The sequence below is a fragment of the Xenorhabdus stockiae genome (assembly GCF_002632825.1).
GTDB classification, from domain to species: domain Bacteria; phylum Pseudomonadota; class Gammaproteobacteria; order Enterobacterales; family Enterobacteriaceae; genus Xenorhabdus; species Xenorhabdus stockiae.
The window spans coordinates 1-21,307 of the sequence record NZ_NJAJ01000022.1 but is presented as its reverse complement, the minus strand read 5'-3'; the positions used below and the strand labels follow the sequence as shown (position 1 = coordinate 21,307).

Here is a 21,307-nt window from a genome sequence, read left to right as displayed (position 1 = left end):
AATTCATTGTGTATACTCAGCCAACCTCAAAACCAATAAAGGAATACTATCTTGTCATCATCTGATTTCGATAAAAATAACGTCCCAGATAGCTTTCAGGAAATATACAACCAATTATTGCTCCCTGCTGGTTTCCACCTGAATGCCCCGCCCAGCAAAGAAAATGAAAGCCGTGATTATGAAGCAATGCGATTCATTCTGAATGGAAAATTAATCCTTTTTCGTCAGGCTAAAATCACGCCACGTAAAATAGGTCAATTTGTTACATTATGGAAAAGGCCTTCTCCTAACGCAGAAATAATGCCATTAGACGCTAAAGATAATATTGATTTTTGCCTGATAGCTACTTTTACAGAGGATAAAAAAGGTATTTTTCTGTTTTATTCAGATATTCTGATGAGGAAAGGTGTATTTTCTTCCTCCACGAAAGAGGGGAAAAGAGCTATTCGAGTATACCCTTCCTGGGATTTTCCCAATTCTAAACAGGCAATTCAAACCCAAAAATGGCAGTCATCTTATTTTATCAACTTAGATAATCCATTAGCTGCAATTGAGAAATTAAAGAATATATTATCCAACTAAAAAAGTAACATAGGTATATTATTGAAATGTGAAAATCATTTGAAATAACAATTAAACTTAGGTATACCAGTATTCTTCCCCAAATAAGGATGTCATACATGTATAAAAATGGTTATTTTGTTACAGCAGAAATTAGAGCTAAAGAAAATACAGATCTTAATGTCGTTATCAGAGAATTAAAAGTCTTACAAGAAAAAACACTATTAGAACCGGGGTGTGAAATATTTTTCATTCACCAATCAAACGAAAACCCAAACACATTTATCATGTGGGAGAAATTCACCAGCCCGGATGCGTTAAAAAAACATTTTGAATATGACCATACTAAGTATTATTTATCACTCGACTTAACAGAAGTTATTCAGGTTTTTACTACCGATACGATTTAACCACATTCAAATACTCTACACTGCTAATCTTATATAAGGAGTCTCTCATGGTTACTCGAATAAATTATTCCAGCCTCCCACAAGTGAAAGGCCCTTATGTACATGCGGTAAAACATCAAGGCTTGCTGTATATTTCAGGGCTGACCGCACTGGGTACAGAGTCACAACAGCATGGTGTTGAATCACAGACTCTGACTATTCTCCGGCAAATAACATCCGTTCTTGAACAAGAAAAATGTCACAAATCTGATCTCATTAAATTTACGATCTTCGTCAAGGATATCAAGCAGCTCCCTCTTATCCGTCCTTTATTATTTAACTTCTGTGAAGGAAATTTACCCGCGTGTTCTCTGGTAGAAATATCAAATCTTATTCATCAGGATTTGCAAATAGAAATTGAATCAATCGTTGCTGTCAGGGACTGATTCATGTTAAGCAGGCGGTAAGTAGGTAATCGGTTTGTATTAATTCTGCTGCCCTGCTGTGCAATACAGTAAGGCAGCATATTTGTGCTGTCTCGTTTAAGTTCTCAGCCCTCTGCCGGATTCAATTAAATACCAAGCCAGTAGGTAAAATCCAAGTATAAATGCGCCCAGCATACCCAATGTCATAGCCAGAGAGACATCCGCAATACCGAGGAAACCATAACGGAACCCACTGATCATATATACGATTGGGTTTAGCTTCGATACCATCTGCCAAAATTCCGGCAACAGCGTCAGAGAATAAAAGACACCGCCCAAATAGGTCAGCGGAGTCAGAACAAACGTTGGGATAATACTAATATCATCAAATGTTTTCGCAAAAATGGCATTCAGTAATCCAGCCAATGCAAATAAGATTGATGTTGCTAACAGAGTTATTACCACCATTCCCCATGAGTGAATCTCTAATGGCACGAAAAACAGGGAAACCAGCGTCACCAAAATACCGACACACACACCACGGGCTACACCACCACCGACAAATCCGGCAATAATCACATGAGTCGGTACAGGAGCAACCAAAACTTCCTCAATACTGCGCTGAAATTTAGCACCAAAGAAAGAAGAGGAAACATTTGCATATGAGTTAGTGATCACCGACATCATAATCAGCCCGGGAACAATAAACTGCATATATGTGAATCCTCCCATTTCACCAATACGGGAACCGACTAAGTTACCGAAAATAACAAAATAGAGAGACATGGTAATCACAGGAGGCAGCAGGGTTTGCACCCAAATTCGTCCAAAGCGGGTAATTTCCTTAATCCAGATGGTTTTCAATGCCACCCAATAAAGTTGGATCATGAGCGAGCTCCTTGGCTATTATTTGTCAACCCAACAAACAGCTCTTCCAAACGATTCGCCTTGTTGCGCATACTGTTAATCTGAATACCCTGCGTACTTAATTGGGAGAAAACATCATTTAGTCCCTGCCCTCGTTTCACATCTACTTCTAGCGTAACTGTGTCAACCAAGCGATAGCTATAGCCCTCAAGCGTAGGCATGTTTCCTTCAGGCGCTAAATCGAGTAAAAATGTTTCTACCTCAAGTTGGCTGAGTAGATCTTTCATGCTGGTATTTTCCACCAGCTCACCATGCTGGATAATGCCAATATTGCGACAAAGCATTTCTGCTTCTTCCAGATAGTGAGTCGTCAGAATAATCGTGGTTCCCTGCTCATTAAGAGACTTCAGAAAGTCCCACATAGAGCGGCGTAGTTCGATGTCAACACCCGCAGTCGGTTCATCCAGAATTAATAACTTTGGCTGATGCATCAAAGCGCGGGCGATCATCAGGCGGCGTTTCATTCCCCCTGACAGACGATTTGCCCGTTCATTACGTTTACCCCAGAGATCGAGTTGTGACAGATAGGTTTCCGCCCTGCTTTGTGCCACATTACGTGGTACGCCGTAGTATCCCGCCTGATTCAGCACAATCTGAATCACGGTTTCAAATGGGTTAAAATTAAATTCCTGCGGGACTAACCCCAGTTGCCGTTTAGCATTGACTAAATCCGTATCAATATCGTAACCGAATACATTAACCTTACCGCTGCTTTTATTGACCAGAGAACTAATAATGCCGATAGTCGTTGATTTCCCGGCACCATTCGGCCCCAACAGCGCGTAAAAATCGCCGGTTTCCACTCGCAGATCAATCCCACGCAGCGCTTTTACTCCACCGTTATAGGTCTTCGTAAGCTGCGTCAATTCCAATGCATAAGCCATAAGTAAACAACACCTTTATTTTTCTGCTATTTTTGAGTGCAAGGGACAGATTATGCCATTCTTTTCCCTGCACTTCTTTTCAATGATAGGGATCAACTCAAAAACATTACTCAATTAAATATTAAATTCTCAATTAATGTTGTATATGATTCTATCTCAAAAATGTTGCCAGGCTATTAGTCATGATGAGAAAAATTGAAGAGCTGTTTGCCCGGAACAAGCAGTGGTCAGAGTCTGTAAATGAAGAAAATCCTCATTTCTTCAAGGAATTATCAAAAGCACAAAAGCCACACTTTCTATGGATAGGCTGTTCTGATAGCCGTGTGCCTGCTGAAAAACTGATTGATGCTGCACCGGGTGATCTTTTCGTTCACCGGAATGTTGCAAATCTAGTGATACACACCGATTTAAATTGTTTATCTGTTGTACAGTATGCTGTCGATGTTTTACAGGTTGAACATATAATCATTTGTGGTCATTACGGATGCGGTGGTATTGAAGCAGCAGTAAACGGAACTGAATTAGGTTTAATCAATAACTGGCTGCTCCACATTCGTGATTTGTGGTACAAACACAGCTCAATGCTTGGTGAATTGCCACCTAATGATCGACTGAATCGCCTGTGTGAGCTGAATGTGATTGAACAGGTTTATAACCTTGGTCATTCAACCATTATGCAATCCGCGTGGAAACGTGGACAAAAGGTCATGATCCATGGCTGGGTATATGGCTTGAAAGATGGCGAACTGCATGATTTGGATATTACCGCAGACAGCCGTGAAAAACTGGAGCTTAATTACCGTCAGGCTATCTCTAAGCTGGCTCGTAAAAAGTAACAAGTTCCCGTAAAAATAAATGGCAGCCTTTGCTGCCATTTATTTACTACACCGGTACCTGTTTGCATTATTGCAAAGATTTACTCTTCCAGCAGAGTAACATGGCCGATATAAGGCAGATGGCGATAGCGCTGAGCATAATCAATGCCATAACCCACCACGAATTTGTCTTCAATCGAGTAACCGATCCACTCAACCGGAACATCAACTTCACGACGGGATGGTTTGTTCAGTAACGTACAAATTGCCAGAGAATTTGGTTCACGAAGAGACAGAATCTCACGGATTTTATTCAGTGTATTCCCGGAGTCGATAATATCTTCAACGATTAACACATCTTTACCACGAATATCTTCATCCAGATCCTTCAGGATCTTCACATCGCGGGTAGAATCCATTCCATTGCCGTAGCTGGATGCAGTCATAAAATCCACTTCATGAGAAACCTGAATTTCACGGCACAAATCTGCCATGAAAATAAACGATCCTCTCAGCAGGCCAACCAATACCAGTTCACGATCGCTATTGCGATAATGTTCTGTAATCTGTTGCCCTAATTCAGCAATACGTTGTTTAACCTCTTGCTCGGAGATCATCACTTCTACAATATGTTTCAATTTCACATACCTATTTGTTTTAAAACAATAAACCCATCTTTAATTATGTGATAAATCACCAATATTGATACACCAAATGATATACAGTTAGTCGCACGAAGACGGACACATAAGAAAACATGAGAACAAAATATTTGCGGAGTATACCAGAAGGAATCGATTGCGGTAAAAGAAGAAGCCAGACTTAGTACTCCAGCCGCAACCCGCATTGTGTCATGATGGCCCTTCCCTTCTTTCTAACACTAAGGGAGGTGTCACATCAATTACGTAGACTCAACGCATCGAAATACCAACGAACACATTGGGAATGATAACGGCGGAGCAGTGGAAACTGATTTGCTTGAACGTTCTGTTCTCACTCAAAAATAGGCCGCATAATGAGCGGCCTATCTTACTAATGTGTCCTCATCCCGGCACTGTACATTAATAATTTAAACAGTGTTGCAACGATCCCCAGGCTTAACACACTTGCTGACCAGATAGTTATCATCCACCCCAGTTTCTTATACCAACGGGAGTCATTCCGATTTTCTATCTGAGGTAAATGAAGATTAGTGATAGTTTTCACCTGATTTAACTTTTCCTCGGAAAACATAATAACTCCAACTTGTGTAACCTAAGACAACGGGAATAATTAATAACCCACCCACTAACATAAACCCTTGGCTTTGTGGTGGAGAAGCGGCATCCCAAATAGAAACAGATGGTGGAATAATATTAGGCCACAGGCTGATACCTAAACCGGAGAAGCCTAAAAATATCAATAACAAGGTCAGGAAAAATGGCGCGTAGTTACCATAGTTATAGGCACTACGAACAAGGCACCATGTGCTAGCTAAAACTAATAGCGGGACCGGTAGCAAGAAGTAGAGATTAGGTAAACTGAACCAGCGCAAAGCAATATCTGCATGTGCCAAAGGTGTCCAGATACTAATGACAGCAATGACTGCCAATAAAGCGAGGGCTAAGTAAACGGTCAACGAGCACATCTTACGATGCAACCGGTACTCCGTTTTCATGATTAACCATGAGCTGCCTAATAAAGCATAAGCAATAATCAACCCAAAACCACAAAATAGCGGAAAAGGTGCAAGCCATGAGAGTGCAGAGCCACTAAAATGGCGGCCTGTTATCTCAAAGCCATTAATCACCGCACCAACAGTAATCCCCTGACAAAATGTCGTTAATAGTGAACCACCAATAAAAGCACGATCCCAGAAAGCGCGATGTTCTGGCAGTGCTTTAAAGCGGAATTCAAAAGCAACTCCACGGAAAATAAGCCCGACTAGCATCAGTGTCAGCGGAATAGTTAACGCATCAATAATAACGGAGTAAGCCAGTGGAAAAGCGCCATATAGCGCAGCACCACCTAATACCAGCCACGTTTCATTTCCATCCCATACAGGGGCGACAGTATTAACCATCACATCCCGTTCGGTAGGATCTTTGGTAAAAGGCAATATGATACCGATACCCAAATCAAAGCCATCAGCAACAATGTACATCAGCGTGGCGAAGATAATGATGACAAACCAGATAATAGAAAGATCAATACCCATTCTGTTTTTCTCCACTAATCGGTTGCTGCATTTCAGAATGACTTGGAGATGCTATTTCTTCGGGCCCCTGTTTCACCAGACGCATCATATAAAAGTACCCAATACCGAAAACAGAAAAATAGACCAAAATAAAGAGCAATAAACTTAAGCTCATTTGCATATCGCCGTGCGCTGAAACAGCATCTTTTGTACGCTGTAACCCATAGACCACCCACGGTTGTCGGCCAATTTCAGTCGTAAACCAACCAGCGAGAATAGCGATTAAACCAGAAGGCCCCATGCAAAGAGCAAAACGTAAAAATGCACGAGAACGGTATATTTTCTGTTTTTTCCGCAGTAAAACACCGGCTATCCCTAATAAAATCATCAGCATACCGAGACCTGCCATGATTCGGAATGACCAGAAAATAATGGTCGCGTTAGGCCTGTTTTCGGGAGGGAAAGACTTAAGAGCGGGAATTTGTTTTTCCAGGCTATGGGTCAGGATAAGGCTACCCAGATAAGGGACTTCCAGCGCATATTTTGTTTTCTCTTCATTCATGTCTGGAATACCAAATAAGATCAGTGGCGTTGCTTCACTCGATGTATTACTCCAATGCCCTTCAATAGCAGCAATTTTTGCTGGCTGATGTTCAAGGGTATTCAGTCCATGTGCATCACCAATAACCGCCTGAATGGGAGCAATAATTAAAATTAGCCATAACGCCATAGAAAGCATTTTACGTACAGGCGCTGTGTCCTTGCCACGCAGCAATAACCAAGCCGCACAGGCTGCGATAAACAGGGCGCTGGCAAGGAATGCACCGACAGACATGTGTAATAGGCGGTAAGGAAATGAAGGATTAAATATTATCTGTAGCCAGTTATCAGGAATAACAATACCATTTTCGATGTGATATCCCTGAGGTGTTTGCATCCAGCTGTTTGAAGAGAGGATCCAGAAAGTAGAAATAATGGTTCCTACTGCCACCATGCAAGTGGCAAAAAAGTGCAGTTTTCTACCGACCTTATTCCAACCAAATAACATAATGCCGAGGAAACCAGCTTCAAGAAAGAAGGCGGTAAGCACCTCATAAGTCAATAACGGGCCTGTAATGCTGCCGGCAAATTGTGAGAAACCACTCCAGTTTGTGCCGAACTGATAGGCCATTACCAAACCGGAAACAACCCCCATCCCAAAGTTAACGGCAAAAATTTTTATCCAGAAGTGGTATAGACTCAGATAACTTTCCTCTTTTGTTTTTAGCCATAAACCTTCTAGGATTGCAAGAAAACTGGCCAGGCCAATGGTTAAAGCCGGAAAGATAATATGAAATGATACAGTGAAAGCGAATTGGATTCTGGCAAGATGAAAAGCGTCTAGTCCGAACATAACGCCTCCATCAGCATTAATATATGTGCGATGATATTTTTCATTATTTATTTTACCTTATTGTTAGTTTGTTTTTAATAAAAACAAACCTCAATATTGAGATTTTATAATGTCTACCAATAGATATTATAAAATTAACTTTTTAATGAGCAGGTGACTTCCATTAATACATTAACCCAAGTTCTCCTTTTGTTATTTATCATTTTCAATATTCATTGAACCCAATAACACCAATATATATTAAGTCATATAACGTCATGCATTTTTTTACATTAATCTTTATGTACTCCATTAATTTACACGTGTTTTTTAATCCTTTTGTTTTATTTTTATAGTGATACGTATTTTTAACTCATTGTATCTCAGAGTCAAATAAATTAAGTTTATCGAATGATAGATGGTATCTATGATAAAGATAAGTCAAAATCATTTTGGTTGACTTCACAAATATCTTGTTCTAATGTTTCTAAGGAACAGAAAAGAGTGTTTATATTTAAAACCTTCTCAAAAGTAAATTTAATATTTTTTATTCATTTTTTGTAAAGCAAAGTTAATATTTACTTATCTTTTTATATATGACTTATCTTTTTTATTTTGTAATATCTATTCGTTGATATACCTATCTCGATTCAAATATTCACCTGCATATTTTTATAAAAAAGATTATTAATAAATGTTAGGAATGTAGATATGAGTAAAAATAAATCAACCGTGCCGGGTGTACATCCTTACCATGGCCCCGCGGGCGGATGGGGAGCATTAAAAGCAACGGCGACTGCTGTTCGTACTCAGATGGATGCTTTTGTTGCGCCAAAGACCTTGCTAAATACTAACCAACCCGACGGTTTTGATTGCCCCGGATGTGCCTGGCCTGATAAAGAACACAACTCTACATTCCAGTTTTGTGAGAATGGCGCAAAAGCTGTGACGTGGGAAGCCACCAAAAAACGTGTCACGCCTGAGTTTCTGGCTGAAAATACCGTGAGCACTTTACTGGAAAAATCAGATTATGAATTGGAAGGATATGGGCGTTTAACTCATCCACTGGCTTATGATACTGCCACTGATAAACTGGTTCCTGTTTCGTGGGAAGCTGCCTGCCGTCGTATCGGTGAAATTTTAAGAGAAATACCATCACCTTCTGAGGTCGAATTTTACACATCAGGACGAGCTTCGAATGAAGCTGCCTATTTATTTCAGCTCTTCGCCAGAGAATACGGCACAAATAATTTCCCGGATTGCTCCAATATGTGCCATGAACCCACCAGTGTGGGTCTGCCTCAATCCATTGGCATTGGTAAAGGCACTGTTTCATTAGATGACTTTGATAAAACTCAGCTGATTATTTCTATCGGTCATAATCCCGGGACTAACCACCCACGAATGATGGGAACATTGCATGAGGCTGCTCGCCGTGGTGTGCCTATAGTGGTGTTTAATCCACTACGTGAACGCGCATTAGAACGTTTCACCGATCCGCAAAATATGATTGAAATGGCGACCTATAGCTCAACGAATATCGCCTCTTCTTACTATCAGGTAAAAGCGGGAGGTGATGCAGCAGCACTGAAAGGCATCATGAAAGTCTTATTAGAATGGGATGAAAAACGCGGGAATATTCTCGATCATGAGTTTATTGCAACACATACCTTGGGATTTGATGCAGTCAAAGAAGAACTGCGCTGTACTTCCTGGAAAGATATTGAGAATGAAAGTGGTATTTCTCAAGCCGATATTGAAAATGTCGCGCTGTTGTACGCTAATTCAGATGCGACCATCGTCACTTATGGTATGGGAATAACTCAGCATAATAAAGGAACCGCGAATGTCCGGTTAATTGCCGATTTGCTACTCATGAAAGGCAATATCGGCAAATCCGGGGCTGGAATATGCCCACTTCGTGGTCACTCTAATGTTCAGGGTAACCGTACCGTTGGTATTACAGAAAAACCATCGCCGGAATTCTTACAAAAACTGGAAGAAGTTTTCGGGTTTAAGCCCCCTTATGAACACGGGCACGATGCGGTTAAAGCGATGCAGGCGATGGTGGACGGGCGCGTGAAGGCGCTGCTTTGTCTTGGCGGAAACTTTGCAGTGGCATTACCTGATCCTGAACTATCATTTTCAGCAATGAAAAAACTCGATTTGAGTGTGCATATCGGAACTAAGCTTAATCGTTCTCATTTACTCGTGGCGAAAGAAACCTTTATTTTACCTTGTTTAGGCAGAACTGAATTAGATATCAGGGAATTAGGGCGTCAATCCATTACGGTCGAAGATTCCATGTCAATGGTTCATGCATCATCGGGAAAATTAACGCCAGCATCACCACTGTTAAAATCTGAGCCTGTTATTGTGGCTGAAATGGCGGCAGCCACTTTACTGAAGAGTAAAACACCATGGTTACGCTATACCGAAAGCTACGATCTTATCCGTGATTTGATTGAGAAAACTATTCCTGGCTTTGATAACTACAATCAACGCATCCGGACTCCGGGCGGATTTCGTATGCCATTGCCACCAACAGAGCGAATTTGGCCAACCCCAACGGGCAAGGCAATGTTTTCTGTGTTTAAAGGGGTGAAAGAAAACGCAGATGTGCTGGGTGAAGATGTATTGCGTCTAATGACTATTCGTAGTCATGACCAATATAATACAACCATTTATGCATTAGATGATCGTTATCGTGGAGTATTTGGACGACGTGATGTGCTGTTTATGAATGATGTTGATCTGGAAGCTCGTGGTTTAAAGCATGGTGATAAAATCATTATTGAAACAGTGAGCCAAAACCGAAAGTTATTCCTCAAAGATATAACTGTCATTTCATTCAGTATTGCTCCGGGCACTGTTGCTGCTTATTATCCAGAAGCAAATGTTTTAATTCCATTAGATTATATTGATAAAGAAAGTGGTACACCGTCTTATAAATCAGTGCCGGTAAGAGTTTTTTCACAACAGGAAAAATCAGCTTAATTACCGAAAGTCTTTTTCAATGAAAATAGTCGCACGTATTATTGTGCGACTATTATTCTCGTGAGCTTAACTATTTATTATCTGCTAAGGTAAAATATATCTACATTCCTAAATATTGATCTTTTCTACATAGTCGCACATATTAGCAAAGCAGGTTTCAATTAATACCGAACGAGGCTCTTCTCGGCGGATCAATATACCAAGTGAAGCATTAATAACAGCATCCTCTATTGGAATAATATCGATATTATCACTTAGTTTTTCCATTTTTTTAGTAATAGGAATGATAGAGGCACAAAAGCCAGAATTGACTGACTGAATAAGATGCAGTGTAGAATCACTTTCAAGAATTATTTTAGGTTGAAGATTATAACGCTGAAAAGCAAGATCGATCGATTGGCGAAAATAATTCGCCTGACTGATAAGTGCCAGTGGTAATGTTGCTACCATTTCCCACGTGACTGTTGGTGTGGCAGGAGTAAATTGTGTTCGGTTAAATAAAAGCCCGAGCTTTGTTTTCTTCAGGGAATAAATATCATGTTGATGAGTATCCGCCTTTTCCAGATAACAAATACCAATATCTAAACGGTTACTATTAAGATCATCAATAATTTTTTCACTGTGGCCCGAACTTACTTGAAAGCGTATTTCAGTAAATGTTTCAGAAAGATGTTGTAACATTAGCATTGGCTCAATATTAGTCAGAGGAACAATGCCAATACGAAGCTGGCCTAACAATTGCTGGCGAAAATTAGCAGCTTCTGCCTGTAGCCCTTCATAGGCTGACTGCATAGTTTTAGCCCACTTTAATATTTTTTCACCTTCTTCTGTAAATCCTTCAAAGCGCGAGCTTCGTTTTATCAAAATAACATCAAGCTCTTTTTCAAGATTCCTTAGTCGCATAGAGAGCGTTGGCTGAGTGACATGACACATTTCTGCCGCTTGTCCAAAGTGCTGAGTTTTATCTAATGCGATTAAATAAAATAACTGTTTAATATCGATGGGATTTTCCTCGGCGATGAGCAGGTAAGCGGCTGTAAGTAAAAGATTTACTAATTATATGGTGCTTCACCTGCTTCAAAAAATTATCAATATCATTGATGTAATACTATCTGCTCTTTTATCTACAAGCTGTAGAACTATGGTTGATCCTGTGGTGCCTAAAATCAAGCAATTAAAACTGCTCACATCTGACTCATCATCACTGGAAAAATGATCGACATAGATGATATATCAGAGTAAATTTTGGGACCGGTAACGGATAATAATACACATGATTTTGCTTCCGGAATTGCCTTAGTATAAATTGGGGCCTATCGCATTAGCAGAGAAATTTCGCTCGAAAATATCTTGATTGATTTTTCCTGTTACCGACAAACACCCATTATTCATCAACTTCGCATATGATTTGAATTTCATCTCCACGAGATTTTCCCCAATTCAGGGAAATAAAGTTTGGCTAATGAATATATTAATATGTTAACTTAGGCAAAACAGTAGAAAATCAATATAATAGGAACTATGAGAAAATTTGCATTATTGGCTTACGCCCTGGTTCTATTTGGTTTCACACAACCTGTGAAAGCTTTGTCCGAAAGTGAAGCGGAAGATCTTGCTGATCTCACAGCAGTTTACATCTACCTAAAATATGATTGTGGCTATAGCCAGATCCCAGATAGAGAAATCAGACGTACGGTTGTCTATTTTGCCCAGCGTAATAAATGGGATCTCGGGAATTATGATGGTCAGTTAATGGAGGAACTGAATCAACAGGGCTACAACGATCTGAAGGGAATCGACCTGCCTCATGAGGTAAAATGCCGCTCTCTTGCACGCCGCTCCCTCAGCCTGCTTGCTTATGTAAAATAATTTTATTGTCACTCTCTGGCAAATATCACAGTGCAACTAATTCTGTTGTTGGCTATTATGTGCGCCTCATAATTATGGGGGCCACAATGGGGGAATACCAATAGATGTCACAGAAAAACACTTGGTATGAAACATTACATACCAATTTTGGTCAGTATTTCACGGTTGAAAATGTGCTCTATCACAATAAAACCGAGCATCAGGATCTCATTATTTTTGAAAATGCGGAACTGGGTCGCATTATGGCTCTTGATGGCGTAGTACAAACGACTGAACGCGATGAGTTTATTTATCACGAAATGATGGCCCATGTACCACTATTTGCTCATGGAAATGCCAAACGCGTTTTGATTATCGGTGGTGGAGATGGTGGCATGTTGCGTGAAGTTTGCCGCCATCAATATCTCGAAAACATCACTATGGTAGAAATTGATGCCGGAGTTATCGAATTCTGCCGCCAATACTTACCAAACCATAATGCAGGGGCGTACGATGATCCCCGTTTCAAACTTGTTATTGATGATGGCGTCAACTTTGTCAATACAACTTCTGATAAGTTTGATGTCATCATCTCCGATTGTACCGATCCAGAAGGGCCCGGCGAAAGTTTATTCACATCTGAATTTTATGAAGGCTGTGCTCGCTGCCTGAATGAAGGAGGCGTTTTTGTCGCCCAGAATGGTGTTTGTTTCCTGCAACAAGACGAAGCCATTACCAGCCACAAAAAACTGAACCACTATTTTGCTGACAGCAGTTTTTATCAGGCCGCTATTCCTACTTATTACGGCGGGATCATGACGTTTGCATGGGCAACACAAAACCCAGCCCTGCGTCAGACGCCCCTGAAACTCCTGCAACAGCGTTTCGATAATGCGGAGATAACCTGTCGTTACTATACCCCAGCCATACATGCAGGTAGCTTTGCCCTGCCACAGTATTTGCTGGATTCTCTATCTGGAAACCAATAGTCACCCATGCCGGGAGGTGAAGTAAATTGCGTAAACTGAAATTGCACGGCTTTAACAATCTCACAAAAAGCTTAAGTTTCTGTATTTACGATATTTGTTATGCAAAAACGAAAGCCGATCGCGACAGTTATATCGCGTACATTGATGAACAGTACAATGCAAACCGCTTAACTGAAATCCTCAGTGAAACCTGTTCAATCATTGGTGCAAACATTCTTAATATTGCCCGTCAAGACTATGACCCTCAAGGGGCAAGCGTAACCATTCTGATTAGTGAAGAACCCGTAGATCCCAAACTGGTGGATAATACAGAAAACCCGGGGCCTCTTCCTGATTCTGTCGTCGCCCATCTGGATAAGAGCCATATCTGTGTACATACCTATCCGGAAAGCCATCCTGATGGCGGCATATGCACATTCAGGGCAGATATTGAAGTCTCTACTTGTGGTGTAATTTCACCCCTTAAGGCACTTAATTATCTGATCCATGAATTGGAATCTGACATTGTAACAATGGATTACCGTGTTCGCGGTTTTACCCGGGATATTAACGGAGTAAAACTGTATATCGATCATGAGATTAGCTCCATTCAAAATTACGTGACTGAAGAGATCCAGTCTCAATACCATATGATGGATGTGAATATTTTTCAGGAAAACCTTTTTCATACCAAAATGATGCTGAAAGAATTTGATCTGAATGAATATTTATTCAATACCACAGCTGAAGAGTTAAACGAAACAGAAAAGCAGGAAATTATCCACCTGCTTAAAAAAGAGATACAGGAAATCTACTACGGTCGTAATTTACCAGAGATTTAAATATTATCCTTTCGTTTCAGTAAATTTACTGGCAGATAAAATATCTGCCAGTCATATTATTCGTTTCATGCCCATTGTATTTCCAGTTATCCAGCCAATAAAATCTCAATCTGAAATATGAAAAGTTAATCCAAATATAAAGGGTTTAATTCATCAAATAGTTATCACGAATATACACCAAGCTCTGTACTTGTTGTAATTTCAACACCATAAATTGATTTAAGATAATTAAGTGCTTCATTCTGATCTGCTTGCAGAAAAACACAAACAGCATCAGATAATACTTTAATACCATAGCCACGAACAAATGCGCCATAAGCTGTGTGCCGAACGCAACAATCGGTATGCTGGCCAGTCAATACCACTTCTGTCACACCATATTGTTCGAAAATAGCGCCAAGATTTGTACCATCAAAAGCACCATAAAACCGTTTAGGGGAGACGATTTCACGCTTTGCTCCGATGGGAGCCAGAGCATCAATAACATCAGCACCAGATGTCCCCCTCATGGCATGCCTACCCCAAATAGCTATCTCCCGGTCATCTTCCCAATGTGAATCATTGGCATACACAACTAACCAATCAGGATTAGTTCTGGCATGATTAAGCATTTTCTGTATTACAGGAATAATGGGAATTACATTCGCTTCATTTGCGAGAGCGCCAGTTACAAAATCATTCAACATGTCAATTACGATAAGTGCTTTCATTTAGCCAACCTTGTTTTTACATGAAGAAATATTAGTATGAAATGAAACTACTGTTTATAATTCACTATATATAAGAAAATAGCCACTATAAGATCGCGTTATTTAAATAACATATAAAATTCCTTTTATATCAACAAATAACAAATAACAAATAACAAATAACAAATAACAAATTTATTTTTATTATTAGATAAAGAAAACACCTCTATTCGTAGTATATTCAGCCTTCCCGGATTGTGGAATAAATAATCTAATAAAAACCCATTCTTATTTTATATATTCAGGTTAATTTAATGACAGATAACATCAAAAAAATCCATGAATTAAAACATAAATAATAATACAAATGAATTATCATGTATGTTATTAACTCAAATAACAGTCTAATTTGTTATCTTCATTGCAAATTTGATTCTTTTAGTTGCACTGATGCTTTTTCACGAACATTATGATTCATAAGATAAATTCATAATAAAAATACCATAAATAAACATGAAGATAAAAGTTGCACTTATTGATGATCACGTTGTGGTTCGTTCAGGGTTTGCCCAATTACTAACACTAGAAGATGATATTACAATTGTCGGGCAGTACAGTAACAGTAAAGAAGCATGGCCAGATCTGCTGGTAAAAAATATAGACATAGCTATTATGGATATCGCCATGCCACATGAAAATGGTTTACAACTCCTTGCGCGCCTACGTCCAAAACACCTAAATTTTTATACGATCATGCTCAGCATTTATGATACTGCGGCGCTTGTACAAACTGCGCTTGATTCAGGAGCTCGTGGCTATCTGACAAAATGTTGTGGAGCAGAAGAACTGGTGCAAGCAGTACGTACAGTCCACAATGGAGACATTTACCTTTGTGCCGACGCCATGAAAGCTCTACGCCAAAAGCCACAAGAATTAGATGTACTACAAGTGCTCACTCCACGGGAACGAGAAATTTTTAATCTTTTAATCCATGGAGTAAATGCGAAAAGTATTGCGGAGCAACTTAAATTAAGTCCAAAGACTGTACATGTCCACCGTGCTAATATCCTTAGTAAATTACAGTGTGACTCCACTATTGAACTCGTGCATTACGCATTAAAAAATCAGATTATTGCGGGTTAGTGAATGAATTGTAAAATACGCTTTAGCTTGCAAGCTCTGTTTCTACTGATTTTTTACTCATTTACCTGGATCTCTCTATGGATAATCAGTTTTTATCTGAGTAAAAATGGGCAACAGGCGGCACTATTTTTACCTCAGGGACTGAGGCTGGTATTAATGATTTTATTATGGCGACGTTATATCGCTATTCTTATTATAAGTGAAATCAGCATATTAATGTGGTTCTATCATGAGCAACTTATTACGAACATAAGTATATTACTCTCTCCATTTATCAGCTTGGCTACAATCATCATTGTAAAAAAGATATGGAAAAACCATTCTCTTTATTGGCAACAAATATCTATATTATTATCTGGCGTAATAGCCAATAGCCTTTTACAGACCCTTTTCTTAATTTTTTTATTACCCAGTAAGGCTAACCTCATTTTTCTCACATCGCTAACAGGTGGGGTTCTTCTATCTCCTTTTATTTATCTTATATATATCTATTTATACGAGCAAAACCTTAAAAGGAAAAATATTACTGATAACTCCTCTTATCCACAATTACATACATCATTACTGATGTGGTGTTTCCTATTCAGCTTACTTGGTGTAAGTGGTCAATTCTTTTTATCACCTAAAATTGAAGGAATTCTGTCAATTTTAGTCTTCATTCCTAATGTATTTATGGCCTATCGTTACGGCTGGCAAGGAGGAGTTTTCTCCGCTTTATTAGGCAGCCTGATAGTAACATCTGCTCGCCACTTCAGTGGCTCTTTTAGTGAATTACAGGAACTGGAAATTTTCTTAACAACACAAGCTCTATTGGGTATAGGACTTGGTATTGCCATCAGCCGTCAACAGCAATTAGCCGGCAATCTTATCCATCAACAGCGATTAACAGAAAATCTCAATCGTTATCGCACACAACTGGAACAGGAATTAGCTGCACGACAAATTCTAATGCAAAAGATAGTCCATATCGAAGAAAACATTCGTAAAAATATTGCCAGAGAATTACATGATGAAATTGGACAAAATATTACTGCAATTCAAATTCAATCTACCTTAGTGAAACGAACAGCAAATTCTCCGTTAACAATAAAAGCCGCTGATCAGATTAAATCCATTGCTCAGCAAATACACCACTCTACCCGCCAACTTCTTCGCGAATTACGTCCTCCTGTCTTGGATGAAATGTCATTTGAACAGGCAATTCGCCATCTGGTAAATGAGTTTGCTTTCGAAGAGAGGAATATTTCCTGTCAGTTCAATTATCAATTATCACAGGAGCCTCATGATAGTACTATCATTTTGACTCTATATAGATTCATTCAAGAGCTTCTAAATAATATAAATAAGCATTCGGGTGCTGATATAATAATTATTACATTAAAACAAAAAGGGAAGTTTATTAAACTTCGTATAAGTGACAATGGAGTCGGAATCACTGAAGGAAAGAAAAATGCAGGTTTTGGATTAAAAGGTATTGAAGAGCGAGTTCAGATACTTGGTGGAAACTGGTTATTAAAATCACAAAAAGGAACACATATTGTGATTAACTTGCCCATAAATTATCATGAGCACATTAAACCATCAGATTGATTTTTTACATGTAATAACATGTAAAAAATCAAATTTAAAAATGAGATGAGTCATTTATCAATAAAAAATTACTTTCATGGAGAAATATTATTATGCTAGCCGATGGCAATAGCTGGGTCTCACAGGAATATCGTTATTGGCGAGTTCATTTATTGTTATCAATATTGATTGGTTATGCTACATTTCAGCTTACACGCAGAAGTTTAAATGTTGTTATGCCAGCAATGCAAATAGAGCTAGTATTAGATAAAAATGATATTGGCTGGATCGCCAGCCTCTTTTATCTTTCTTATGGTGTTTCAAAGTTTGTATCCGGTATTTTCCATGACTATACAGGCTATCGCTGGTTTATGGGTGTTGGACTATTAATGACCGGAATACTTAATATTATCCTTACATTTTGCTCTTCATTACCAGCTATATTGATCATCTGGACACTGAATGGTTTTTTTCAGGGCTGGGGCTGGCCTCCATGTGCACGTCTACTAACTTATTGGTATTCTCGTAGCGAACGAGGGTTCTGGTGGGGATGTTGGAATATTTCAATTAACCTCAGTGGAATCCTTCTAACTCTATTATCTACATTGCTGGCAACAATATATAGTTGGAAAGTAGCACTACTATTTCCTGGAATAGTTAGTATTTTACTTGGAATTTGGTTATGTCAACAATTACGTGGTATTCCGCAAGAAAATGGATTACCCAGCATTGGGAGTTGGCGACAAGATCATCTGGAACTGAGGCAAGAGCAACTATCCCCACCAATGCCAATGATAAAAATTTTAAAAGAAACAATTGTGTTTAATCGCATTATCTGGTTGCTTGGTATTTCCTATATTCTGATCTATTTCATCAGAACAGCAATACATGACTGGGGAAGTCTTTGGTTAACAGAAAAACATGGTTCTGATTTACTCAACACAAATACGATTCTCTCATTATTTGAATTAGGAGGATTATTAGGAGCACTCTGCTCAGGATGGGGGTCAGACTTACTTTTTCGTAGCCAGCGAGCCCCTATGATTTTATTATTTTCTCTGGGATTATTCTTTTCAGTTACAGCACTTTGGCTAGTCCCCATACAAAATAGTGCCTTACTAGCTACCTGTATTTTTAGTATTGGCTTTTTTGTTTTCGGTCCACAAATGTTAATTGGGTTGGCTGCGACAGAATATTGTCATAAGAATGCTGCGGGTACTGTTACAGGCTACCTCGGATTATATTCCTATCTGAGTGCAGCTATCGCAGGCTGGCCATTGAGTCAAGTGATTAATCATTATGACTGGTCTGGTATGTTTGCTCTAATTACGTTAGCGTCTGCATTAATGGGGTTATTACTGATGCCACTATTAATATCTAATTCGAGTAAATTCAATAGTCCATCTTAAAAAAATTTGTTCCATTTTTTATTTCAATAGAAACCTTAAATATTATTTATATAAATACAAAATAGAATGGCTTTCTGAATAAATCACTTATCCATTTGGGCTTCCATCTAAAAAATGAAACGATAACATAGTTAAATATAAATACTATGTTATCGTTTCATTATCAATACAAAAAACACTCTATACTTATATCGAAAAATTAAAAATATCAGTCTAAAAACACCGGCGACCTTTCATAAACCCAACGGCATAAATGCTATATAGAACACATTTCTGAAATTTATTATCATTCTTATTTACGGCTATTTTCCTTCATGGAAATAACATCTATCATCATCAATGCATTGATACAAAAAGAAAATAAAACAACAACAAAATAAAACACTACCTGATACCCCATCCTACACTCGAATATTTACTATATAGCAAAAAATCAAAACATTATGTAACTTCCGTTGCTCTGTATTAGAAGGAGAAACTATGTTAACTAAAAAACAAAACGGAAGTCGCTTTCTACGAACAGTGGAGTGGCTAGGAAATGCTTTACCTCATCCTGTTATTCTTTTTATTATCCTGATTGCTATTTTGTTAGTCTCTTCAGCAATCGGGCAATATTTTGACATCACAGTTCTTGATCCACGCCCTGAAGGGGCAAAAGGCCGGGCGGCAGATGGAGTGATCCATATTGTCAGCTTACTTGACGCAGATGGAATTCGTAAAATTCTCTCTAATTTGGTAACAAACTTTACTGGCTTTGCTCCCTTGGGAACAGTGTTAGTTGCCATGCTTGGTGTCGGTATTGCAGAACGCTCAGGATTGCTGTCTGCTCTGATGAGGTTGGTCGTGGTAAAAGCGCCACCCAAATTAACCACTTTAGCCATTGTGTTTGCTGGTATTATGTCAAATACTGCCTCCGAACTGGGTTATGTGGTACTGATTCCACTAGCCGCTATCATCTTCCACTCCCTTGGGCGCCACCCACTTGCGGGTCTGGCAGCAGCATTTGCCGGCGTATCCGGCGGTTATTCTGCCAACCTATTACTGGGAACGGTTGATCCTCTGCTTTCGGGAATTACACAGCAAGCGGCACAGATCATCGATCCGTCTTATACTGTTGGGGCTGAAGCTAACTGGTATTTCATGTTTGCCAGCACCTTCCTGATTTCTATTCTGGGTTATTTGGTGACTGAAAAAATTGTTGAACCACAATTAGGCCCATATACAAATACCCTGAATGAAGATGAAAGTACGTTTAAAAGTTCCGCTGAAATCACTCCCCAGGAAAAGAAAGCGCTTATAGCCGCTTCACTAACGTTTGCTGCTCTCAGTGTCATTTTGGCACTGAACGTTATACCGGAAAACAGTATATTACGTAATCAGGAAACTGGGTTAATCGGCAATTCACCCTTCCTGAAATCTATTGTTGTCTTTATTTTTATCTTCTTTGCTGTGCCTGGCATTGTCTACGGCTATGTCGCAAAAACCATCAAATCCAATAAAGATGTAGTCGATGGCATGGCACAATCCATGAGTAATCTGGGTTTATATCTGGTTATTATTTTCTTCGCCTCCCAATTTGTTGCCTTCTTTGGCTGGACAAATATCGGTCAAATTATTGCAGTAAAAGGAGCAAACTTCCTTAATGAAATTAACCTACACGGTGGCCTATTATTTATCTGCTTCATCCTGATTTGTGCTTTTATTAATCTGATGATTGGTTCAGCATCTGCACAATGGGCCGTAACCGCCCCCATATTTGTACCTATGCTGATGCTGGCAGGTTATGCTCCAGAAACTATTCAGGCTGCTTACCGTATTGGTGATTCTGTCACCAATATCATCACCCCGATGATGAGTTACTTTGGGCTGATTATGGCAATTACCGTAAGATATAAAAAAGATGCCGGTATCGGGACAATGGTCACCATGATGCTACCTTATTCCGTGGTATTTATGGTGGGTTGGTCACTATTCTTCTATCTCTGGGTCTTTGTTCTTGGTTTGCCTGTCGGCCCAGGTTCGCCCATTTACTATACGCCCGCTGGTTAATACCTTTAGATTCATTATTGCCCTGAGTATTTACAGGGCAATAATTTCTATATTTTTCATTATCAAATAAGCACTAAACTATTTTTCATAATTCAATTAAAACAAAATATTAAATGCTCCCTCAAAATTTTTATCACAAATTGACTAGGGTCTGTTGACGTTTTGTGTTCATCATTTATTCTGACCACATGGGTAGCCAGACGATGATAAAGGCCAGTGCCACCATACTGGCATAATTCCGTGC

The 21,307-nt window shown here is 39.2% G+C and carries 20 protein-coding genes; 12 read left to right on the top strand and 8 right to left on the bottom strand.

What is annotated here, in order from left to right; genetic code table 11:
* Positions 1-51 precede the first annotated feature (51 nt).
* The 3 genes from Xsto_RS12370 to Xsto_RS12360 all read left to right on the top strand — a co-directional run bounded on the left by Xsto_RS12370 (position 52) and on the right by Xsto_RS12360 (position 1,396).
* Positions 52-582: a MepB family protein gene (locus tag Xsto_RS12370; RefSeq protein ID WP_099125249.1), complete on the top strand. Its 531-nt coding sequence runs from the start codon at positions 52-54 to the stop codon at positions 580-582.
* Between the two features lie 98 nt (positions 583-680).
* Positions 681-971, top strand: a complete 291-nt coding sequence (locus Xsto_RS12365) for a putative quinol monooxygenase (protein ID WP_169926642.1) — start codon at positions 681-683, stop codon at positions 969-971.
* Between the two features lie 47 nt (positions 972-1,018).
* Positions 1,019-1,396 carry a RidA family protein gene (locus Xsto_RS12360; protein ID WP_099125247.1) on the top strand — a complete coding sequence of 126 codons (378 nt, stop codon included), beginning with the start codon at positions 1,019-1,021 and terminating at the stop codon, positions 1,394-1,396.
* 96 nt (positions 1,397-1,492) lie between these two features.
* Here Xsto_RS12360 and Xsto_RS12355 read toward each other — a convergent pair whose 3' ends face one another.
* On the bottom strand, positions 1,493-2,263 hold the full coding sequence (locus tag Xsto_RS12355) for an ABC transporter permease (protein ID WP_099125246.1): 771 nt from the start codon (positions 2,261-2,263) through the stop codon (positions 1,493-1,495).
* Positions 2,260-3,186: an ABC transporter ATP-binding protein gene (locus tag Xsto_RS12350; protein ID WP_099110460.1), complete on the bottom strand. Its 927-nt coding sequence runs from the start codon at positions 3,184-3,186 to the stop codon at positions 2,260-2,262. Before Xsto_RS12350 ends, Xsto_RS12355 begins: the two co-directional genes overlap by 4 nt.
* Before the next feature lie 182 nt (positions 3,187-3,368).
* Here Xsto_RS12350 and can point away from each other — a divergent pair, with 182 nt between their 5' ends.
* Entirely contained in the window at positions 3,369-4,022 is a 654-nt protein-coding gene (can, locus tag Xsto_RS12345; protein WP_099110459.1) for a carbonate dehydratase, read from the top strand.
* Positions 4,023-4,102: 80 nt separating this feature from the next.
* On the opposite strand, the gene hpt is transcribed toward can, so the two are convergent.
* The 4 genes from hpt to Xsto_RS12325 all read right to left on the bottom strand — a co-directional run bounded on the left by hpt (position 4,103) and on the right by Xsto_RS12325 (position 7,570).
* The gene (hpt, locus tag Xsto_RS12340; protein ID WP_099110457.1) at positions 4,103-4,639 is read right to left on the bottom strand and encodes a hypoxanthine phosphoribosyltransferase; all 537 of its coding nucleotides are present in this window, start codon (positions 4,637-4,639) and stop codon (positions 4,103-4,105) included.
* 394 nt (positions 4,640-5,033) lie between these two features.
* Entirely contained in the window at positions 5,034-5,234 is a 201-nt protein-coding gene (locus Xsto_RS12335; RefSeq protein WP_099110513.1) for a DUF2474 domain-containing protein, read from the bottom strand.
* A complete protein-coding gene (gene cydB / locus Xsto_RS12330; protein WP_099125245.1) occupies positions 5,191-6,198 on the bottom strand; it encodes a cytochrome d ubiquinol oxidase subunit II in 1,008 nt (335 codons plus the stop codon). Before cydB ends, Xsto_RS12335 begins: the two co-directional genes overlap by 44 nt.
* Positions 6,188-7,570, bottom strand: coding sequence for a cytochrome ubiquinol oxidase subunit I (locus Xsto_RS12325; RefSeq protein ID WP_099125244.1), 1,383 nt, complete (start codon positions 7,568-7,570; stop codon positions 6,188-6,190). The genes cydB and Xsto_RS12325 overlap by 11 nt, the downstream gene beginning before the upstream one ends.
* Positions 7,571-8,260: 690 nt before the next feature.
* On the opposite strand from Xsto_RS12325, the gene Xsto_RS12320 reads away from it, so the two are divergent.
* Positions 8,261-10,546, top strand: a complete 2,286-nt coding sequence (locus Xsto_RS12320; RefSeq protein ID WP_099125243.1) for an FdhF/YdeP family oxidoreductase — start codon at positions 8,261-8,263, stop codon at positions 10,544-10,546.
* Positions 10,547-10,654: 108 nt separating this feature from the next.
* On the opposite strand, the gene Xsto_RS12315 is transcribed toward Xsto_RS12320, so the two are convergent.
* Positions 10,655-11,542, bottom strand: a complete 888-nt coding sequence (locus Xsto_RS12315; protein WP_255398517.1) for a LysR family transcriptional regulator — start codon at positions 11,540-11,542, stop codon at positions 10,655-10,657.
* A 525-nt stretch (positions 11,543-12,067) separates the two neighbouring features.
* On the opposite strand from Xsto_RS12315, the gene Xsto_RS12310 reads away from it, so the two are divergent.
* The 3 genes from Xsto_RS12310 to speD all read left to right on the top strand — a co-directional run bounded on the left by Xsto_RS12310 (position 12,068) and on the right by speD (position 14,204).
* Entirely contained in the window at positions 12,068-12,415 is a 348-nt protein-coding gene (locus tag Xsto_RS12310) for a YacC family pilotin-like protein (protein WP_099125242.1), read from the top strand.
* Between the two features lie 104 nt (positions 12,416-12,519).
* Positions 12,520-13,383, top strand: coding sequence for a polyamine aminopropyltransferase (speE, locus tag Xsto_RS12305; RefSeq protein WP_099125241.1), 864 nt, complete (start codon positions 12,520-12,522; stop codon positions 13,381-13,383).
* A 26-nt stretch (positions 13,384-13,409) separates the two neighbouring features.
* Entirely contained in the window at positions 13,410-14,204 is a 795-nt protein-coding gene (gene speD, locus Xsto_RS12300) for an adenosylmethionine decarboxylase (RefSeq protein ID WP_099121460.1), read from the top strand.
* Positions 14,205-14,368: 164 nt separating this feature from the next.
* On the opposite strand, the gene Xsto_RS12295 is transcribed toward speD, so the two are convergent.
* Positions 14,369-14,914 carry a cysteine hydrolase family protein gene (locus Xsto_RS12295; RefSeq protein ID WP_099125240.1) on the bottom strand — a complete coding sequence of 182 codons (546 nt, stop codon included), beginning with the start codon at positions 14,912-14,914 and terminating at the stop codon, positions 14,369-14,371.
* A 492-nt stretch (positions 14,915-15,406) separates the two neighbouring features.
* Between Xsto_RS12295 and Xsto_RS12290 the strand changes: the two genes are divergently transcribed.
* The 4 genes from Xsto_RS12290 (at position 15,407) to Xsto_RS12275 (ending at position 21,063) form a co-directional block, all read left to right on the top strand.
* Positions 15,407-16,036 (top strand): response regulator transcription factor, encoded by a 630-nt coding sequence (locus Xsto_RS12290; protein ID WP_099125239.1) that lies wholly within the window; start codon positions 15,407-15,409, stop codon positions 16,034-16,036.
* Between the two features lie 3 nt (positions 16,037-16,039).
* The gene (locus Xsto_RS12285) at positions 16,040-17,626 is read left to right on the top strand and encodes an MASE1 domain-containing sensor histidine kinase (RefSeq protein WP_099125238.1); all 1,587 of its coding nucleotides are present in this window, start codon (positions 16,040-16,042) and stop codon (positions 17,624-17,626) included.
* Between the two features lie 92 nt (positions 17,627-17,718).
* Positions 17,719-19,014: an MFS transporter family glucose-6-phosphate receptor UhpC gene (gene uhpC / locus Xsto_RS12280; protein ID WP_099125237.1), complete on the top strand. Its 1,296-nt coding sequence runs from the start codon at positions 17,719-17,721 to the stop codon at positions 19,012-19,014.
* 480 nt (positions 19,015-19,494) lie between these two features.
* Positions 19,495-21,063 carry an AbgT family transporter gene (locus Xsto_RS12275; RefSeq protein WP_099125236.1) on the top strand — a complete coding sequence of 523 codons (1,569 nt, stop codon included), beginning with the start codon at positions 19,495-19,497 and terminating at the stop codon, positions 21,061-21,063.
* Positions 21,064-21,307 lie beyond the last annotated feature (244 nt).

Coding starts and splice junctions, on each gene's coding strand:
- Xsto_RS12295 (WP_099125240.1), bottom strand. CDS start 14,914: ATGAAAGCACTTATCGTAATTGACATGTTGAATGATTTTGTAACTGGC.
- Xsto_RS12335 (WP_099110513.1), bottom strand. CDS start 5,234: ATGTTTTCCGAGGAAAAGTTAAATCAGGTGAAAACTATCACTAATCTT.
- cydB (WP_099125245.1), bottom strand. CDS start 6,198: ATGGGTATTGATCTTTCTATTATCTGGTTTGTCATCATTATCTTCGCC.
- Xsto_RS12355 (WP_099125246.1), bottom strand. CDS start 2,263: ATGATCCAACTTTATTGGGTGGCATTGAAAACCATCTGGATTAAGGAA.
- Xsto_RS12290 (WP_099125239.1), top strand. CDS start 15,407: ATGAAGATAAAAGTTGCACTTATTGATGATCACGTTGTGGTTCGTTCA.
- Xsto_RS12320 (WP_099125243.1), top strand. CDS start 8,261: ATGAGTAAAAATAAATCAACCGTGCCGGGTGTACATCCTTACCATGGC.
- can (WP_099110459.1), top strand. CDS start 3,369: ATGATGAGAAAAATTGAAGAGCTGTTTGCCCGGAACAAGCAGTGGTCA.
- Xsto_RS12360 (WP_099125247.1), top strand. CDS start 1,019: ATGGTTACTCGAATAAATTATTCCAGCCTCCCACAAGTGAAAGGCCCT.
- Xsto_RS12310 (WP_099125242.1), top strand. CDS start 12,068: ATGAGAAAATTTGCATTATTGGCTTACGCCCTGGTTCTATTTGGTTTC.
- Xsto_RS12275 (WP_099125236.1), top strand. CDS start 19,495: ATGTTAACTAAAAAACAAAACGGAAGTCGCTTTCTACGAACAGTGGAG.
- Xsto_RS12285 (WP_099125238.1), top strand. CDS start 16,040: ATGAATTGTAAAATACGCTTTAGCTTGCAAGCTCTGTTTCTACTGATT.
- speE (WP_099125241.1), top strand. CDS start 12,520: ATGTCACAGAAAAACACTTGGTATGAAACATTACATACCAATTTTGGT.
- Xsto_RS12365 (WP_169926642.1), top strand. CDS start 681: ATGTATAAAAATGGTTATTTTGTTACAGCAGAAATTAGAGCTAAAGAA.
- uhpC (WP_099125237.1), top strand. CDS start 17,719: ATGCTAGCCGATGGCAATAGCTGGGTCTCACAGGAATATCGTTATTGG.
- Xsto_RS12350 (WP_099110460.1), bottom strand. CDS start 3,186: ATGGCTTATGCATTGGAATTGACGCAGCTTACGAAGACCTATAACGGT.
- Xsto_RS12325 (WP_099125244.1), bottom strand. CDS start 7,570: ATGTTCGGACTAGACGCTTTTCATCTTGCCAGAATCCAATTCGCTTTC.